23 protein-coding genes and 1 pseudogene are annotated in these 15,470 nt (G+C 68.8%); 16 read left to right on the forward strand and 8 right to left on the reverse strand.

Annotation, left to right across the window (positions count from 1 at the left end; genetic code table 11):
• Nucleotides 1–277 (forward strand): annotated as a pseudogene (locus tag B128_RS0101000) (transposase); the annotation flags it as partial.
• A 66-nt stretch (nucleotides 278–343) separates the two neighbouring features.
• Nucleotides 344–1,546, forward strand: a complete 1,203-nt coding sequence (locus tag B128_RS0101005) for an MFS transporter (protein WP_018110439.1) — start codon at nucleotides 344–346, stop codon at nucleotides 1,544–1,546.
• On the opposite strand, the gene hemB is transcribed toward B128_RS0101005, so the two are convergent.
• On the reverse strand, nucleotides 1,543–2,523 hold the full coding sequence (gene hemB, locus B128_RS0101010; protein WP_018110440.1) for a porphobilinogen synthase: 981 nt from the start codon (nucleotides 2,521–2,523) through the stop codon (nucleotides 1,543–1,545). The genes B128_RS0101005 and hemB overlap by 4 nt on opposite strands.
• Nucleotides 2,524–2,553: 30 nt before the next feature.
• Here hemB and B128_RS0101015 point away from each other — a divergent pair, with 30 nt between their 5' ends.
• From B128_RS0101015 to B128_RS0101040, 6 genes are read left to right on the forward strand one after another with little or no spacing between them, the layout of a single operon-like run.
• Nucleotides 2,554–2,871 carry a YbaB/EbfC family nucleoid-associated protein gene (locus B128_RS0101015; RefSeq protein WP_018110441.1) on the forward strand — a complete coding sequence of 106 codons (318 nt, stop codon included), beginning with the start codon at nucleotides 2,554–2,556 and terminating at the stop codon, nucleotides 2,869–2,871.
• A 10-nt stretch (nucleotides 2,872–2,881) separates the two neighbouring features.
• On the forward strand, nucleotides 2,882–3,466 hold the full coding sequence (recR, locus tag B128_RS0101020) for a recombination mediator RecR (protein WP_018110442.1): 585 nt from the start codon (nucleotides 2,882–2,884) through the stop codon (nucleotides 3,464–3,466).
• A gap of 1 nt (nucleotide 3,467) precedes the next feature.
• Nucleotides 3,468–3,851 (forward strand): roadblock/LC7 domain-containing protein, encoded by a 384-nt coding sequence (locus B128_RS0101025; protein WP_018110443.1) that lies wholly within the window; start codon nucleotides 3,468–3,470, stop codon nucleotides 3,849–3,851.
• On the forward strand, nucleotides 3,839–4,168 hold the full coding sequence (locus tag B128_RS0101030) for a roadblock/LC7 domain-containing protein (protein ID WP_018110444.1): 330 nt from the start codon (nucleotides 3,839–3,841) through the stop codon (nucleotides 4,166–4,168). The genes B128_RS0101025 and B128_RS0101030 overlap by 13 nt, the downstream gene beginning before the upstream one ends.
• A 21-nt stretch (nucleotides 4,169–4,189) precedes the next feature.
• Nucleotides 4,190–4,537, forward strand: coding sequence for a roadblock/LC7 domain-containing protein (locus tag B128_RS0101035; RefSeq protein ID WP_018110445.1), 348 nt, complete (start codon nucleotides 4,190–4,192; stop codon nucleotides 4,535–4,537).
• Nucleotides 4,534–4,800 (forward strand): DUF3467 domain-containing protein, encoded by a 267-nt coding sequence (locus tag B128_RS0101040; RefSeq protein ID WP_018110446.1) that lies wholly within the window; start codon nucleotides 4,534–4,536, stop codon nucleotides 4,798–4,800. Before B128_RS0101035 ends, B128_RS0101040 begins: the two co-directional genes overlap by 4 nt.
• A 44-nt stretch (nucleotides 4,801–4,844) precedes the next feature.
• Here B128_RS0101040 and B128_RS0101045 read toward each other — a convergent pair whose 3' ends face one another.
• On the reverse strand, nucleotides 4,845–6,653 hold the full coding sequence (locus tag B128_RS0101045; RefSeq protein ID WP_018110447.1) for a S9 family peptidase: 1,809 nt from the start codon (nucleotides 6,651–6,653) through the stop codon (nucleotides 4,845–4,847).
• A gap of 64 nt (nucleotides 6,654–6,717) precedes the next feature.
• Here B128_RS0101045 and B128_RS0101050 point away from each other — a divergent pair, with 64 nt between their 5' ends.
• Genes B128_RS0101050 through B128_RS0101065 form a run of 4 tightly spaced genes read left to right on the forward strand, consistent with a single transcriptional unit; the run spans nucleotide 6,718 to nucleotide 8,960 of the window.
• Complete coding sequence (locus B128_RS0101050; protein ID WP_018110448.1) at nucleotides 6,718–7,446, forward strand: Nif3-like dinuclear metal center hexameric protein; 729 nt, start codon at nucleotides 6,718–6,720, stop codon at nucleotides 7,444–7,446.
• Nucleotides 7,447–7,451: 5 nt separating this feature from the next.
• Nucleotides 7,452–8,048, forward strand: coding sequence for a dTMP kinase (gene tmk, locus B128_RS0101055; RefSeq protein ID WP_018110449.1), 597 nt, complete (start codon nucleotides 7,452–7,454; stop codon nucleotides 8,046–8,048).
• A gap of 7 nt (nucleotides 8,049–8,055) precedes the next feature.
• The gene (locus B128_RS0101060) at nucleotides 8,056–8,511 is read left to right on the forward strand and encodes a DUF192 domain-containing protein (protein WP_018110450.1); all 456 of its coding nucleotides are present in this window, start codon (nucleotides 8,056–8,058) and stop codon (nucleotides 8,509–8,511) included.
• Nucleotides 8,511–8,960: a DUF192 domain-containing protein gene (locus tag B128_RS0101065; protein ID WP_018110451.1), complete on the forward strand. Its 450-nt coding sequence runs from the start codon at nucleotides 8,511–8,513 to the stop codon at nucleotides 8,958–8,960. The genes B128_RS0101060 and B128_RS0101065 overlap by 1 nt, the downstream gene beginning before the upstream one ends.
• 3 nt (nucleotides 8,961–8,963) lie before the next feature.
• On the opposite strand, the gene B128_RS0101070 is transcribed toward B128_RS0101065, so the two are convergent.
• Nucleotides 8,964–9,896: a prohibitin family protein gene (locus B128_RS0101070; protein WP_018110452.1), complete on the reverse strand. Its 933-nt coding sequence runs from the start codon at nucleotides 9,894–9,896 to the stop codon at nucleotides 8,964–8,966.
• 50 nt (nucleotides 9,897–9,946) lie between these two features.
• On the reverse strand, nucleotides 9,947–10,168 hold the full coding sequence (locus B128_RS0101075; protein ID WP_018110453.1) for an FmdB family zinc ribbon protein: 222 nt from the start codon (nucleotides 10,166–10,168) through the stop codon (nucleotides 9,947–9,949).
• A 76-nt stretch (nucleotides 10,169–10,244) separates the two neighbouring features.
• Between B128_RS0101075 and B128_RS0101080 the strand changes: the two genes are divergently transcribed.
• Both B128_RS0101080 and B128_RS0101085 read left to right on the forward strand, forming a co-directional pair.
• Nucleotides 10,245–10,766, forward strand: coding sequence for a 5-formyltetrahydrofolate cyclo-ligase (locus tag B128_RS0101080; RefSeq protein WP_018110454.1), 522 nt, complete (start codon nucleotides 10,245–10,247; stop codon nucleotides 10,764–10,766).
• 37 nt (nucleotides 10,767–10,803) lie between these two features.
• A complete protein-coding gene (locus B128_RS0101085; RefSeq protein WP_018110455.1) occupies nucleotides 10,804–11,415 on the forward strand; it encodes an HAD family hydrolase in 612 nt (203 codons plus the stop codon).
• On the opposite strand, the gene B128_RS0101090 is transcribed toward B128_RS0101085, so the two are convergent.
• Nucleotides 11,387–11,917: a type I phosphoribosyltransferase gene (locus B128_RS0101090; RefSeq protein WP_018110456.1), complete on the reverse strand. Its 531-nt coding sequence runs from the start codon at nucleotides 11,915–11,917 to the stop codon at nucleotides 11,387–11,389. The genes B128_RS0101085 and B128_RS0101090 overlap by 29 nt on opposite strands.
• Nucleotides 11,918–11,925: 8 nt before the next feature.
• Nucleotides 11,926–12,462 (reverse strand): phosphoribosyltransferase family protein, encoded by a 537-nt coding sequence (locus B128_RS0101095; RefSeq protein ID WP_026174921.1) that lies wholly within the window; start codon nucleotides 12,460–12,462, stop codon nucleotides 11,926–11,928.
• 23 nt (nucleotides 12,463–12,485) lie between these two features.
• Here B128_RS0101095 and B128_RS0101100 point away from each other — a divergent pair, with 23 nt between their 5' ends.
• On the forward strand, nucleotides 12,486–12,914 hold the full coding sequence (locus B128_RS0101100; RefSeq protein WP_018110458.1) for a bifunctional nuclease family protein: 429 nt from the start codon (nucleotides 12,486–12,488) through the stop codon (nucleotides 12,912–12,914).
• Entirely contained in the window at nucleotides 12,914–13,669 is a 756-nt protein-coding gene (locus B128_RS0101105; protein WP_018110459.1) for a metallophosphoesterase family protein, read from the forward strand. Before B128_RS0101100 ends, B128_RS0101105 begins: the two co-directional genes overlap by 1 nt.
• On the opposite strand, the gene B128_RS0101110 is transcribed toward B128_RS0101105, so the two are convergent.
• Nucleotides 13,653–13,973 (reverse strand): histidine triad nucleotide-binding protein, encoded by a 321-nt coding sequence (locus B128_RS0101110; protein WP_018110460.1) that lies wholly within the window; start codon nucleotides 13,971–13,973, stop codon nucleotides 13,653–13,655. The two genes, B128_RS0101105 and B128_RS0101110, sit on opposite strands and share 17 nt — an antisense overlap.
• Before the next feature lie 9 nt (nucleotides 13,974–13,982).
• Nucleotides 13,983–15,296: a MiaB/RimO family radical SAM methylthiotransferase gene (locus B128_RS0101115; RefSeq protein ID WP_018110461.1), complete on the reverse strand. Its 1,314-nt coding sequence runs from the start codon at nucleotides 15,294–15,296 to the stop codon at nucleotides 13,983–13,985.
• Nucleotides 15,297–15,470 lie beyond the last annotated feature (174 nt).

The raw sequence follows: 15,470 nt of genomic DNA on the forward strand, positions 1-15,470 counted from the left end.
CAGCTTGGGAGCCGAGGAGGCGGACGCGAGGCGGCTTGGGGAGCTTCTCCTTTCCCGGTGGGAGGTGGAGAACCGGTCCTTTTGGGTACGGGACGTCCTCCTCCATGAGGACGCCTGCCAGGTGCGGGGCGTGGGGGCGCAAGTCTTGGCGGTCCTCCGGGCCTTTCTGGTGTCCCTGCTGTACCGCAGGGGGGTGCGGAAGAAGAAGGCGGCCCTGGAGACCTTCTCCTTCCATCCCCTCTCCGCCCTCAGGTTCCTGGGGCTCTATGCGGTATAACGGTCAAGTCTGTGGAACGCCTTGACCCTTTGGACCTCCTTGGTATAATCCCGGCCAAGGAGGTCTATGAAAATCCTCAGGCACAAGGCCTTTGCCCGGCTCATCCTGGCCTATCTGGTCTCCCAGGCCGGGAGCAAGATCCACCGGGTGGCCCTTTTGGTCCTGATCTATCTCCTTACGGAAAACGCCCTCTGGGTCTCCTTGGTCCTCGGGGTACAGCTCCTCGGCACCGTGGTCTTCTCCCCCCTTCTCTCCGCCTGGGCCGACACCCAGGATCGGAAGGCCCTTTTGGTCTGGTCCGACCTCCTCCGCGCTCCCCTGGTGGCCCTTATCCCCCTTCTGGGGGCCAAGAGCCTCCCCTTCCTCTTGCTTCTCGTCCTCCTCATCGAGCTCCTGCGCGACCTCCACGACCCCATCCAGAACGCGGTGGTCCCCGACCTGGTCCCCCAGGAGGAGGTGGACGAGGCCAACAGCCTGGTCCTCCTGGCCGACCGCCTTTCCGAGGTGCTCTTCGTGGGGGCGGCCGGGGTGCTGGTGGCGGCGGTGGGCCCGGCCTTCGCCTTCTACCTGGACGCGGCCACCTACCTGGCCTCGGGGCTTTTGCTCCTGGGCCTCCCCCCCTTGAAGCCCGCCCACCTTCCCCGGGCCGGTTTCTTCGCCCGGGTCAAGGAGGGCCTGGGCCACCTCTACCGCCAGCCGGCCATCCGCCGGGCCGTGGGAACGCTCTTCATGGCCGCCGCCTTCGGTTCCGTGGAGACCGCCTTGGGGGTGGTGCTGGCCATCAAGTGGCTTGGGGTGGGGTCCGCGGGCTTCGGCCTCATGGAGGCGGCCATGGCCCTGGGGGCCATCCTGGGTGGGCTGGCCATGCCCAAGCTCCTGGAACGGGTCCCCCGGGAGCGCCTCTTCCTCTACGGGCTCTTCCTGTTCGGGCTCTTTGAGGCCTCCGTGGGCCTTTTCCCCTGGTTTGCCTGGGTGGTTTTGGCCTTCTTCCTGGGAGGCTTCCTCAACATGACCTTCATCGTCCCCGCCCGTTCCATCCTGCAGCTCAACACCCCCCAGGAGATGCGGGGACGCATCTTCGCCGCCTTCAGCGCAGTGATGAACAGCGCCGTGCTCATCGGCACCATGCTGGGTGGGGCCTTGGAGGGCCTAATCGGCGCCCCCATGGTCTTTCTCCTGGCGGGGGTGATGGTGAGCCTGGCGGCAGGGTACACCCTCCTCACCGGGGGCATCCCCGCCCCGCAAACCCCCCGCCAGACCGAGGCCTAGGCCTCCTTCAGCCAGCGGGCCGCCTCCAGGGCGTAGTAGGTGAGGATGCCCTGGGCCCCGGCCCGCCTCAGGGCGTAGAGGCTTTCCAAAACGGCCCGCCTTTCCTCCAGCCAGCCCCTCAGGGCCGCCGCCTTCAGCATGGCGTACTCCCCCGAAACCTGGTAGGCGAAAAGCGGCTTGGCCAGGCGGACCTTAAGGGCATGAAGCACATCCAGGTAAGGGAGGGCAGGTTTGACCATGAGGAGGTCAGCCCCCTCCAGGTCGTCCAGATGGGCCTCCCTCAAGGCATCCCAAAGCCCCGCCCGGGGGTCCATCTGGTACCCGCCCCGGTCCCCGAACTGGGGAGCGCTTTGGGCCGCCTCCCGGAAGGGCCCGTAAAAGGCGGAAGCGTACTTCACCGCATAGGCCAGGATGGGCACGTGAGGGAAGCCCCCTCCGTCCAGGGCCTGGCGGATGGCCCGCACCTGACCGTCCATCATGGCGCTTGGGGCCACCACGTCCGCCCCTGCCTGGGCCTGGGAGAGGGCGGTTTTGGCCAGAAGCTCCAGGGTGGCGTCGTTGTCCACGTAAAACCCTAGAGGGCCTTCCCGCACCACCCCGCAGTGGCCGTGGTCCGTGTACTCGCAGAGGCAGGTGTCGGCCATGACCAGAAGCTCGGGCAGTTCCCGTTTGAGGAGGCGGATGGCCCGTTGCACTATGCCCTCTTCCGCATAGGCCCCTTGGCCCAGCGGGTCCTTGGCCCCCTCAGGCAGGACCCCAAAGAGGATGACCCCGCCCAACCCCGCCTTCAGGGCCTCCTCCCCCACGCGGGGGAGGGTGGCAAGGGGGTGGCGGAAGACCCCGGGCATGGAGGCGACCTCCTCCGCCTCCCCCCCCTCCTTGACGAAGAGGGGGAGGATGAGGTGCCGGGGGGAAAGCTCTACTTCGGCCACCAAGGGGCGCAACCGGGGGGAACGAAGCCGCCTTGGGCGCTCCATACCTTCCACTATACTCATGGGGGAGGGAGCATGAACCTGCAGAAGCTCTTGAAGGAAGCCCAGAAGGCCCAGAAGAAGGCCGCGGAAATCCAGGAGAAGCTGGAGACCATGACCGTGGTGGGCACCGCCCAGGGCCTGGTGGAGGTGGAGGCCAACGGCCACGGCAAGGTCCTGGCGGTTCGCCTAAAACCAGCGGTGCTGGAGGCCTTCAAGGACGACCTGGAGGGCCTGGAGGACCTCCTTCTGGTGGCCATCCAGGACGCCCAGAAGAAGGCCCACGAGCTCTCGGAAAAGGAGATGGCCCGGGAGCTTGGGGGCGTGGGCCAGATGCTGGGCAAGCTCTTTTAGCCCCTAAGGCATGAAGTATCCCGAAGGCCTCCTGAAGCTGGCCCGGGCCCTCTCCCGCCTGCCCGGCATCGGCCCCAAGACCGCCCAGAGGCTGGCCCTGCACCTGGCCTTCCATCAGGAGGAGGCTGGCGAGCTGAAGCAGGCCCTGGAGGGGCTCGCCGCCCTGAGGGCCTGCCGGATCTGCGGCAACCTGGCCGAGGGGGAGCTCTGCCCCATCTGCCAGGACGAGGACCGCGACCGGACCCTCCTGGCGGTGGTGGAAACCGTGGCCGACCTCTACGCCCTAGAGCGGAGCGGGGAGTTCCCCGGGCTTTACCACGTGCTGGGCGGGGCCCTGAACCCCCTGGAGGGCGTGGGGCCCAAGGAGCTCCGCCTGGAAAGCCTCTGGCCCCGGCTTTCTGGGGTGCGGGAGGTGGTCCTGGCCACCTCCATGACCGTGGAGGGGGAGGCCACCGCCCTCTACCTGGCCGAGGAGCTGAAGCGCCGGGGGGTAAGGGCGAGCCGCCTGGCCTACGGCCTGCCCGTGGGGGGAAGCCTGGAGTACGTGGACGAGGTGACCCTGGGCCGGGCCCTGGAAGGACGCAAGCCCCTTTAGGATGGAAGAACTCCTGCAGTCCCTGCTAGACCGGGTGGACGGGGCCTTCGCCGCCGCCATCGGCACCCTGGATGGGCTTCTGGTGGAGGGGGTGCGGCGCAAACGGGTAGACCTGGAAGCGGCTATCGCCGAGCACGCGGCCCTTTTGCGCCAGGCCCGGGCCGCCTACGCGGGAAGCCTGGGTAGCCCCGGGGTACAAGAGCTCCTGGTGGGGGGGCATCCCGTGGTAGGCTATGCCCGCATGGTGCGCGCTCCAGGCCCAAGGCCCCGGGAGGACCTCTTTCTCCTCCTCCTCCTCGACCCCGAGGGCAACCTGGGCCAGGCGCGCCTTCAGGCCACGAGGACCATGGAGCGAATGGCGGAGGTGGCGGGATGGCTTACCTAGAGAGCCTGGCCCCCCTGGGGGTGCGCCGGGCGGTGCTCACAGGCCTGGACGGCCTGGTCATAGAGGCCCTGGGCCGGGGAGCTCCCCCGGCGGAGGTGCTGGCGGCGGAGCTGGCCTCCTTGGTGCGGCACATGACCCCCCTGGCCGAGGCCCTTTCCGGGGAGGTGCGCCGCTTCACCCTGGCCACGGAGAACCACGAGGTGCTGGCCCTGCGGGCGGGGGAGTACATCCTGGGGGCCATCATTGAGCGGGGGGCGGACCGCAAGGCCGTGGGCCAGGAGCTTTCGCGCATCGCCCTGCAGGTGCAGCGCCTCTGAGGCCTTTAGCAAGGAGGCACGGTGGAAGCAGTCCTTAAGGAGCTCAAGGACACCAAGGGCGTTCAGGTGGTGGCCCTCCTCAGCGAGGACGGGTTCGTGGTGGAGGAGGTGCGGGAGGAGGGGGCCCTCGAGGCCAGCCAGCTCTCCGCCCGGGCGGCCACGGTGCTGGGCACGGCCAAGGCCCTGGCCCAGACCCTGGGCCAGGAGGGGCTGGAGGAGGTCATGGTAGAGTACCCGGAGGGCGCCCTCCTTCTGGTGCCCCTGCCCGGCCACCACCTCCTCCTCTTCCTGGACGGGGTGCGGAGCCTCGGCCGGGTTCGGCTGGCCCTGAAGAAGGCCCTGCCCAAACTAGAGGAGGCCCTTTCATGAACGAGCTGAAGCTGGACATCCAGATTGACAAGGACACCGCCCAGGGTCGCTACACCAACCTGGCCCTCATCGCCCACACCAAGAACGAGTTCATCCTGGACTTCGCCCTCCTGCAGCCCCAGGGCGGGGCCATGGTGGTGAGCCGGGTGATCACCAGCCCGCAGCACGCCAAGGCCCTCCTGCGTAGCCTGGCGGAGAACGTGGCCCGCTACGAGGAGACCTTCGGGCCCATCCCCGAGCCCGTGGCGGAAAGCCAGGCCTAATCCGTCAAGGTCCTTGGCGTACCCCCCTCTAAGGGGGGTACGCCCTAAAGGTTTTCCCGCCACCAGTCCAGGTAGGCCCGCAGGCGGGCCAGGCGGCGGTCGGGCCTCCCGGAGCGGGAAAGCTCATGCCCCTCCTCGGGCACCCGGAAGAAGCGCGCCTTCACCCCCAGGTGGCATAGGGCGGTGTACCAGGTCTCCCCCTGGTCTATGGGGCAGCGGTGGTCCTCCTCGGCGTGGACCACCAGGGTAGGGGTGCGCACCCGGTGGACCCAGCGCAGGGGGCTTTTCTCCCAAAGCACCTCGGGCCGCTCCCAGGGTTTGGCGGAAAGCTCCATCCAGGTGAAGCGGGGGCCGATGTCGCTGGCCCCGAAAAAACTGAACCAGTTGCAGATGCTACGGTCGGTGACCGCCGCCCGGAAGCGCTCGGGGTGGCGGGCGGTGAGCCAGTTGGTCATGTACCCCCCATAGCTTCCCCCGGCCACCCCCACCCGGTCCCGGTCCAGGGGGAAGTGGGCCAGGACGTGGTCCAAAAAGCCCAGGAGGTCCCGTTCGTCCCGCTCCCCCCACTCCCCCTCCAGAAGGGCAAAGTCCTGGCCGTAGCCCGTGGAGCCCCGGGGGTTGCAGAAGGCCACCGCATAGCCCGCCTGGCGGAAGAGGGCGAACTCCAGCATGGGAGCGCGGCCAAAGGCGGTGTGGGGCCCCCCGTGGATGTAGAGGATGACGGGGTGGGGCCCCTCCCCCTCGGGCAGGAGGACCCAGCCGGGTACCCGGTGCCCTTCGGGGCTCTCCCAAGCCGTGGGATGGGGCTCGGCCAGGGGAAGGTCTAAGCCCTGGTTGGGATCATAGACCCCAAGGGGGCCCTCGAGGCGGGCCGGGTGGGTGAAGTCCTCGGTGAGGAGGAAGAGGCCCCGCTCCGTGCGGGCGAAGGCCAGGACGCTCCCCGAGGCGGGCAGGGCCTCCACCTCTCCGTCCAGCCCCACCCGGTAGAGCCTTCCCTCCCCCAGCTCGGTGCGCACCAGGTAGACCCCGTCCCCACCCCACTTGGGCCCCTGGAGGTGGGCCCCGAAGCGCAGGTCGCTGTTCACGGAGTTCTGCAGGCTCCCCTCCAGGAGCACCCGGGTCTCCCCACCCTTGAGGTGGTAGAGGCGGGCCTCCGTCCCCCCGCCCCGCTCAAAGGCATGCCCCAGGAAGAAAAGCCCCTCGGGGCTCCACTCTAGGGCAAAGATGGGGCCAAAGCCGCCCCAGACCTTCTCCAGGTGGCCATCCCGGAGGAGGTAGAGGGTGTCCCGCCACTCCGCCTGGGCCCGCACATCCTCGGGCATCACCAGGTAGAGCCCCTCGGGGGCCAGGACCATCTCCTTGGGGGCGGGGTAGCGCTCCAGGAGGAGGCGCTTTTCCCCGTCCTTCAGGAGGTAAAGGGCCACGTTGCCCTCGGGCAGGAGCCCCCGGCCATCAAACTTGAAGGGCCACCCCTCAAAGCGGCGGGGCACACCCCGCTTGGGGGCTTCCTTGAGGGCCAGGAAGGCCACCTCCCCCTCAGGGCCCAGGGCGTAGTCCAGCACCCCGGGGGTCTCGGTGAGCCGCTCCGCCTCCCCCCCCCGGAGGTCCAGGCGGAAGAGCTCCTGGCCCTCCCCCACCTTGCGCAGGAAGTAGACGAAGGGCGGGGCGTAGCGGGGCTTTTTGGCCTCCTCCTGGGTGAGGAGGCGCAAAGTCCCGTCAAAGAGGGCCAGGCGGGAGCGGTACCGGGGAGGGTCGCCCTCCTGGATGTCCGTGAGGAGGAAGAGGGGCAGGCCCTCGGGGCCGGGGGTGAGGTCGGAGAGGAAGCGGAGCTTGAGGAGGATTTCCGGTTCCATGCCCCCATAATACTGACCGGTCATTCCAGAGCAGGGGACTCCCCGCTTGGGTAAGCTAGGCCCCATGGAGCGGGACGAGCTGGTACGTTATCTGGACGCCTACCTTCGGGTGCGGGACTTCCCCCAGGACCCCTCCTTGAACGGCCTGCAGGTGGAGGGGAAACCCTTGGTGCGCAAGGTGGGGGCGGCGGTGGACGCAGGGGAGGCCATCTTCCGCCAGGCCCTCGAGGCGGGGGTGGACTTCCTCCTGGTGCACCACGGCCTCTTCTGGGGCCGGCCCTTCCCCATCGTGGGCCACCACCGGAGGCGGCTTGCCCTCCTCTTCCAGGGAGGCATCAGCCTCTACGCCGCCCACCTCCCCCTGGACGCCCACCCCGAGGTGGGGAACAACGCCGTCCTGGCCCGGGCCCTGGGCCTGGTGGACCTGGAGCCCTTTGACGTGGGGGTGAAGGGGCGCTTTCCCCTGCCCACCCCCCTGGTGCAGGTGGCGGACCGCCTGGGCCAGCTCACGGGGATGCAGCCCCTGGTGCACCAGGGGGGGAAGGAGATGGTGGAGACCGTCACCCTGGTTTCGGGAAGCGGCACCAGCCTCCTGGGGCGCATCACCACCGACCTCTTCGTCACCGGGGAGCCCAAACACGCGGTCTTCCACGAGACCTTTGAGCGGGGGCTGAACGTGATCTACGCCGGCCACTACGACACGGAGACCTTCGGGGTGAAGGCCCTGGCCCAGCATCTGGAGGAGCGCTTCGGCCTTCCCTGGGTCTTCCTGGACCATCCCACGGGGTTGTGAGGGGCATGGCCGGGGTCTTCCTCACCCTCGAGGGCCTGGACGGGGCCGGCAAGTCCACCCAGGCCCGGCTTCTGGCCCAGTTCCTGGCGGAAAAGGGCCTGAAGGTGCACCTCACCCATGAGCCCGGCGGGGGGCTTCCCGGGGTGCGGGGCCTCCTCCTCGGGGAGGAGCTCTCCCCGGAAGCCGAGTACCTCCTCTTCAGCGCCGACCGGGCGGAGCACGTGCGCCGGGTCATCCTCCCCGCCCTCCAAAGGGGGGTCTGGGTGGTCTCCGACCGCTACCTGGACTCCAGCCTGGCCTACCAGGGATACGGCCGGGGGCTACCCCTCCCCTGGCTCCAGGAGGTGGCCCGGATGGCCACCCTGGGCCTGAAGCCCCGGCTCACCTTCCTCCTGGACCTCCCTCCTGAGGAGGCCTTGCGGCGGGTAAAGGACCCCGACCGGCTGGAGCGGTCCGGGCTGGACTTCTTCCGGCGGGTGCGCGAGGGGTATCTGCGCCTGGCCGAGGCCGAGCCGGAGCGCTTTCTCCTCCTGGACGCCCGCAAGGGGGTGGAGGCGGTGCAGGAGGAGATCCGGGCCCACCTCCAGGCCCTGGTGCCATAATGGCCCTATGCGGCCCCTCCTTCTCGGGCTGGCCCTAGGCCTCATGGCCCTAGCCCAGGGCCTTTCCTTTCCCAAAAGCACCCTGTACGTGGAGCAGGGGGGAAGACGCCACCCCCTCAGGGTAGAGGTGGCCGACACCCCCGAACGCCAGGCCCAGGGGCTGATGTTCCGCAAGGCCCTGGCCGAAGACGAGGGGATGGTCTTCCTCTTCCCTTCCCCCACGGCGGGCGGCTTCTGGATGAAGAACACCCTGATCCCCCTCTCCATCGCCTTCTTTGACCGGGAGGGGGTGATCCTCCGCATCCTGGACATGACCCCCTGCCGGGCCGACCCCTGCCCCGTCTACTACCCCGGGGTGGTCTACCAGGGAGCCCTGGAGGTGAACCAGGGCTGGTTCAGGCGGCGGGGCCTCACCCCCGGGGCCCGGGTGGAGGGTGAGGCCTTGAAGCTCTGGCCCCGGTAGTGGACCGCAACCCCCTCTTCCCCCTGGCGGCCTTCCTCCTGCTGGTGCTCCTTTCCGTTTTCTCCTTCATGGGCTACCTCCTGGCCGCCCGGCGCTTCCAGACCCCACCTCCCCCCACCCAGGTGACGGTGGAGACCCGTGAGGGGACCCGCCACCTCAGGGCCCGCCTGGCCCGCACCCCCGAGGCCTGGAGCCGGGGCCTGGGGGTGCGGCAGGAGAAATTGGAAGCCCTCCTCTACCTCTTCCCCCAGGCCACGGATGCCCCTTTTAGCGCCGAGGACTACCGCTTCCCCGTGGTGGTGGCCTTCCTGGACGGGGAAGGACGGGTGCTGAAGGTGGCCCGCCTGGCCCCGGGAGAGGTGGTGGCCCCGGGGACCGCCTACCGGGGGGTGCTGGAGGTAAGGGAAGGCCTCCTCCCCCTCCAGCCCGGGGACCGGGTCCTGCCTTAAGGCTCAGCGCCCCTGCTGGGGCTGTAGCCCCCTCAGGTCCAGGAGGAAGTTCCCCGTGCTGGGGACGAAGACGGTCTGCACTCCGGGGGCCAGCTTCTCCGCGAAGGTGAGCTGGACCACCTCGGGGGCCTGGCGCAGGGCCCGGCCCCGGAGCTCTATGGCCCGGGCCTCCCCCTCGGCCCGCAGGATGGCCGCATCCCGTTCCCCCTTGGCCTCAATCACCCGGCGCTCGGCGGCGATCTCCGCCTGCTTGCGGCGGTTGATCTCAATCTGCACCTGTTGCTCGGCGGTCTGCTTCTCCTCAATCACCTTGGCCACCGCCTGGGGGATACGGATCTCCCGCAGGAGGACGGAGATGAGCTCTATGTGGTAGCGGCGCAGGGTCTCCTCGAGGCCCTGGATCACCGTGGTCTCCAGGGCGGTGCGCTGGGTGCTGATGAGCTCCGCCGCCCCGTACTGGCCCACGGCGTCCCGCACCTTGGAACGCACCTGGGGCACGATCAGGGTTTCCAGGTAGCCCGGGCCCACCTCCTGGTGAAGCCTGGGGGCCCGCTCCTTGATGACCCGGTACTGCACGGTGACGTCCACCCCAATCTCCAGACCCTCCTTGGAACGGGCCTGGATGGAGGTGTCCAGCCGCCTTTCCCCCTCGTGGGGGGCGGAAAGGGTCACCTCCTTCACCCGGGCATCGTAGAGGATGACCTGCTGGAGCCCGGGCACCACGAAGTGCACCCCCTCGGCCAGGGCCCGGTCCTGCACCCCCCGCAGGATATTGAAGACCACGCCCACGTGCCCCGCGGGCACCACCACGAAGCTGTTGGCCACCACCAGGAGGAGGAGGCCCACCCCCACAAGGGGAAGGCCAAAAGAGCGCCGGGGGGAGAAAAGCACCGCCACGCCCAGAAGGAGGAGGACCAGGGCCGCCAGGTTGAGCATGGGGAAAGTATAAGGCCCCGGCGAAGCCAGGGGGCCTATAGGGACACCTCTTACTTGGACTCGTCGGAGCCTTCCGCCTTGCTGCCGGAATCCTTCTTGGCGTAGTCCTTCACGTGCCACCCCGAGCCCTTGAAGATGATGGCGGGCGGGGTGATGACCCGCTTCAGGGGCTCCCCGGTCTCGGGGTGGGACTTGAGCGGCTCATCGTGGAAGCCCTGCTCAAACTCGTAGTAGTTGCCCGTCTCCAGGCCCTTGTAGACGTAGACCGGCATACCCTACCCTCCTGTCCGCCCATTTTGACAGTTAACTCCCTTGAGTGTCAAGAGGCGGGGATGGTACCCTCCCCCCGTGGACAAGCCCACCCTGCGCCGCCACTGCCTCCGCATCTGGCGCACCCTGGAGCGGGAAGCCCTGGCCCAGCAGTTGGTGGAGGTCCTTTTGCCCTGGCTGGCAGCAGGGGGCTTCCAGGAAATCCTCCTCTACCACCCCCTGCCCCACGAGCTGGACCTCTTGGCGCTACGGGAGCGCTACCCCGCCCGGTACTACCTGCCCAAGGTAGCCGGGGAGGAGCTCAGCGTCCACCCCTTTGGCCCCCTGGCCCCGGGGCCCTACGGCCTCCTGGAACCCACCACCCCCCCGGTGGACCCCGGGGTCCTGGAGCTGGTGGTGGTGCCGGGCCTGGCCTTTGACCGGGAGGGTTACCGGCTTGGGCACGGCAAGGGCTACTACGACCGCTTCCTCGCCGGGGTCAGGGCCACCACCTTGGGCGTAGTGCCCGAAGCCCTCCTCCTCGCCGCCCTTCCCCGGGACCCCTGGGATGTGCCCGTGGCCCACCTGGCCACGGAACGGGGGGTGTGGGGGGTCAGATAACCCGGCCCCTGCCCAGAGGGGGTGCTACACTCGGGCCATGCGGGGTGCCCTCCTGGATCGGGACGGGGTCCTCCTCCTCCTGGACGAGGAGGCCCTTTACAAGAAGGCCTTAGAACTGGCCCTCCAGGGCGTGGGGCGGGAGAGGGCCCTTGCCGCCCTGGCCCGGGCCATGCGGGAAATCCACGAGGCGGTGCGGGGCCTCAAGGTGCGCACCCTGGAGGAGGAGGAGGCCTTCTGGAAGGCCCTGGTGGAGGAGACCGCCCAGGCCCTAAGGTTGCCCCCCGAGCACCTCCTGCCCTGGCGCTACTACCGCTTCCTGCGCAAGGCCCCCCAGGCGGAAGCCCTCTTACGGGAGCTGAAGGCCCAGGGGCTTCGGGTGGGGGTCTTGTCCAACACCCTTCCCAGCCTGGAGGAGAGCCTGGCCCATCACGGCCTGGCTTCCTACGTGGACGGCTTCTTTGCCTCCTGCGCCCTGGGGGTGGCCAAGCCGGACCCAAGGGCCTTTTTGCTGGCTCTGGAGGCGCTTGGCCTCACCCCTGAGGAGACCCTCTACCTGGACGACGACCCGGAGAACGTGGAAGCCGCCCGGAGGCTTGGCCTCCGGGCGGAGGTGTATCGCATCACAGCACCGGGAGCTCAGCCACGGTGACCACGTCCAGGGATGGGTTGCCCCCCTGGCGGAAGGCGGCCAGCCGGCCCACCACCTTGCCCCCAGCCCGCACCACCATGCGCTCCATGGCCTTCATGGTCTCCCCGCTGGAGACCACATCGGAGAGCAAGACCACCTTCTGGTTGAGGAGCTTCTCGGCGAAACGCCGGTCCAGCCAGAGCACCTCCCCCACGCCCAGGGTCAGGGTCTGGACCTCCTGGATGATGGGGTCTTCCATATAGGGCCGGCGCCGCCTGCGGGCCACCACGTAGGGCAGGCCCAGCTCCTCGGCCAGCACGTGGGCAAGGGGGATGGGGCTGGTCTCGGTGGTGAAGAGGACCTCGGTGCCCGGGGGCACGAAGGGCTTCAGGGCCTTGGCCGCCGCCCGCACCAGCTCCGGGTCCCCCAGGAACTCCACCAGGGGGATGCGCCGCCCCGGCAGGGGTTCAATGAGGGGTACGTGCCGGGTGACGCCGCCGATGGTGATGGGATAGGTCTCCATAAGGCCTCCTATTCCGGCTTGAAAAGGGGAAGGTGGCCCAGGGCGATCACGTCCTGGCGGGGCGTGCCCTCAGTGAACACGGCCAACACGGCCACCACCTGCCCCCCCACGCTCTCAATGAGCTCCCGCAGGCCTGAAAGGGTGGAACCCGTGGAGACCACGTCGTCCACGATGGCCACCTTGCGCCCGCGGATCAGGGGAATGTCCGCCCCGTCCAGAACAAGAAGCTGGGGCTTACCCGTGGTGATGGAGAGCACCTGACGGCTCACCGGGTTGATCATGTAGGGCTTCTCCGTCTTGCGGGCCACCACGTAAGGCTTGCCGGTGATGCGGGAAAGGGCGTGGGCCAGGGGCACGGCCTTGACCTCGGGGGTGACCAGGGTATCGGCCTCCGGGGGCAGGCGCTTGGCCAGTTCCTCGGCGGCGGCCTCGGTGAGCTCGGTATCCCCCAGGAGGTTCAGGAGGGCCACGGCCACGTCAGGCCCCACCTGGACGATGGGGAGCTCGCGCCGCACCCCGGCGATCTCTACAGGATAGGTCCTCACGCCGCCCAGTCTATACTCAAGGTATGCTGAGCGCCAAGATTGAGACCCTGGGTGTGGACCCCCAGAACGGCAGCGTGGTGGTCCTGCTCAGGACGGAGAACGACAAGCTCCTTCCCATCGTGATCGGCCCCCTCGAGGCCCACCACATCGTGGTGGCCCTGCAGGGGGAAAAGCCGCCCCGCCCCCTTACTCCGGACCTCCTCCTTTCGGTAATGGAAATGCTCCAGGGAAAGCTGATGCGGGTGGAGATCACTGACCTAAGGGACGGCACTTTCTACGCCCGCCTCATCCTGGAGCATCGGGGAATAGAGTTGGAGGTGGACGCCCGCCCCTCCGACGCCATGGCCCTGGCCCTCCGGGCCCAGGCCCCCATCCTGGTGGCGGAGGAGGTGGTGGAAAAAGCGGGGGTGGAGGAGGCCAGTCTCAAGCCCCACGGGGCCGCAGAAGCCTGATGCGCCTCTTTCTCCTCCTCCTAAGCCTCCTTTCCCTGGCCCAGGCCCAGCGCCTTGGGGTGATCGGGGACTGGGGGTACGAGGGCCCGGGGCGAAAGGCGGTGGCCGCCCTCCTGCGGGCGGAACACGCCAAAACCCCCCTGGCCGCCCTCCTCACCACCGGGGACAACTTCTACCCCGTGGGCCAGGTAGTGGAGGCCTACCTGCGGGAGCTCCCCCCGGTGCCCCTCTACCCCGCCTTCGGCAATCACGACGCCCCAAGCCTAGATGCCCAGCTGAAGCGCTTTGGCCTGGAAAGGCCCTACTATCGGGTGCGCCTGGGGGCCGCGGAGTTCTTCTTCCTCTACACGGAAGCCGAGGTGGGTGTGCAAAGGACCTGGCTGGCGGAGGGGCTGGCCGCCTCCCAGGCCCCCTGGAAGGTGGTGGTCCTCCACCGCCCCCTTTACTCCCTGGGCTGGCCGAGCCCCACCCTAAGAAGCCTCCTGGAACCCCTCCTCCTGCGGCATGGGGTGCGGCTGGTCCTGGCTGGGCACGACCACCAGTACGCCCGCCTCGAGGCCAAGGGCCTCCTCCACGTGACCACCGGGGGCGGTGGGGCCAGGCTCTACCCCCTCCTGCCCAAGCCGGCGGCCCGGGCCTGGGCCGTGGCCCACCACGCGCTTTTTCTGGAAATCAATGAGGAGGCCCTGACAGGCTACGCCCTGGACCCCCAGGGCCAGACCCTGGACCGTTTCGTCCTCAGAAGCCTCCCATGACGTGCACGTGCACGTGGAAGACCTCCTGCCCTCCCTTTTCCCCCACGTGCACCTGGACCTTGTAGCCCTCGAGGCCCAGGGCCCGGGCCACCCGGTTCACCGTGCGGAAGAGGGCCCCAAGGGCCTTCTCCCCCGTTTCGTCGTCGGGGTAGTCGGAAAACTTGGCCACATGCGCCTTGGGCACCACCAGCACGTGCACCGGGGCCCGGGGCCGGATGTCGTGGAAGGCCACAAAGGCCTCGTCCTCGTAGACCTTCCGGGCGGGAAGTTCCCCGCGAACGATGCGGCAGAAAACGCAGTCCATGGGGAAAGTCTACCTAGGGGCCAGGGGGAGTTCCAGGGGCGCCTTAGGGGCCTCCTTCACCCCCACCACCCGGCCCAGGAGGGTATACCCTTCTACCCCTTCCACCCGGGCCCAGACGGTCTCCCCGGGGCGGGCTGGGCCCTCGAGGCGGGCCTCGTAGTAGTCCGGGGTGTGGCCCAGGGCATGGTCCCCCTGGCGCCTTTCCACCAGGACCTCCACCGCCTCCCCCAGCTTGGGCCGGATGCGGGCCTCCGCCAGGGCCTGGGCCAGGGCGATGATCTCCCGGGTGCGGCGCCGGCGCACCTCCAGGGGGACCTGGGGCATGGAGGCCGCCCGGGTCTTGGGCCTGGGGGTGTAGGTGAAGGCGTGGACCCGGCTGGGGCGGAGGGCCTCCAGGAAGGCCAGGGTCTCCTGGTGCTCCTCCTCGGTCTCCGTGGGCAGGCCGGCGATCACATCGGTGGTGAGGGCAAAGCCGGGGATGAGCTCGTAGGCCCGCGCCACCAGGTTCTGGTAGTAGGCCTTGTCGTAGCGGCGGCCCATGAGCCTGAGGAGGCGGTCCGAACCCGTCTGCAGGGAAAGGTGCAGGTGGGGGCGCACGGCGGGGGCATAGCGGCCGATGACCCGGAGGAGGTCCTCCCCGGTGTCCTCGGGCTCAATGGAGGAAAGCCGCACCTTAGCCCCCAGGTGGTAGAGGTCCTCCACCAGGCCCGCTAGGCCCTTAGGGTGCCCCCGGTAGCTCCCCAGGCGCACCCCGGTGAGGACGATCTCCTGGATGCCCATGCCCAGTAGGGCCTCCGCCTCCGCCAGGGCGTCCCGGTAGTCCCGGTGCCGCTCCTTGCCCCGGAGCCTGGGGATGATGCAGTAGGCACACCCCACCTGGCAGCCGTCTTGCACCTTCAAGAAGGCGCGGACCCGGCTATTCAAAAGCCCCCGCTCCCCCGCTCCCCAGAACTCGTTGGGGGGAGTAGTGATGGGGTCGGCGGGCAGGCCGAAGTGCTCCAGGATCACCTTGGGCAGCTCGGCCTTGCGGCTATTGGGCACCACGGCATCGGCCCCCAGTTCCCGCACCGCCTCGGGGGAGAGCTCGGCGTAGCACCCCGTGACCACGATGAAGGCCTTGGGGTTGGCCCGCCGGGCCCGGCGGATCTCCTTGCGGGCATCGGCCTCGGCGCTGGTGGTCACCGCGCAGGTGTTGATCACCACCAGATCCGCCCCTTCCTCCAGGGGAACCACCTGGGGCTCCAAGGCCTTCAGGAAGCCCAGAAGGGCCTCGGTCTCCACCTGGTTCACCTTGCATCCCAGGGTGCGGAAGGCCGCGCGCATCCTTCCCATTCTGATAGCCTTAGGAGGGCCCGTCAACGACCCAAGGGCTTGCCTAGTAAATTGCCTTGTACCCCGGAGGGGGCGGGAGAAGGGAGAGAAGAACCCTAAGGCCGTAGGCGATGAGCTCCAAAAGCGCCCGCGCCATGGCCGTCCAAGGCTTCCGCTCCCAAAGGT

The sequence above is a fragment of the Thermus igniterrae ATCC 700962 genome (assembly GCF_000376265.1).
Lineage (GTDB): Bacteria > Deinococcota > Deinococci > Deinococcales > Thermaceae > Thermus > Thermus igniterrae.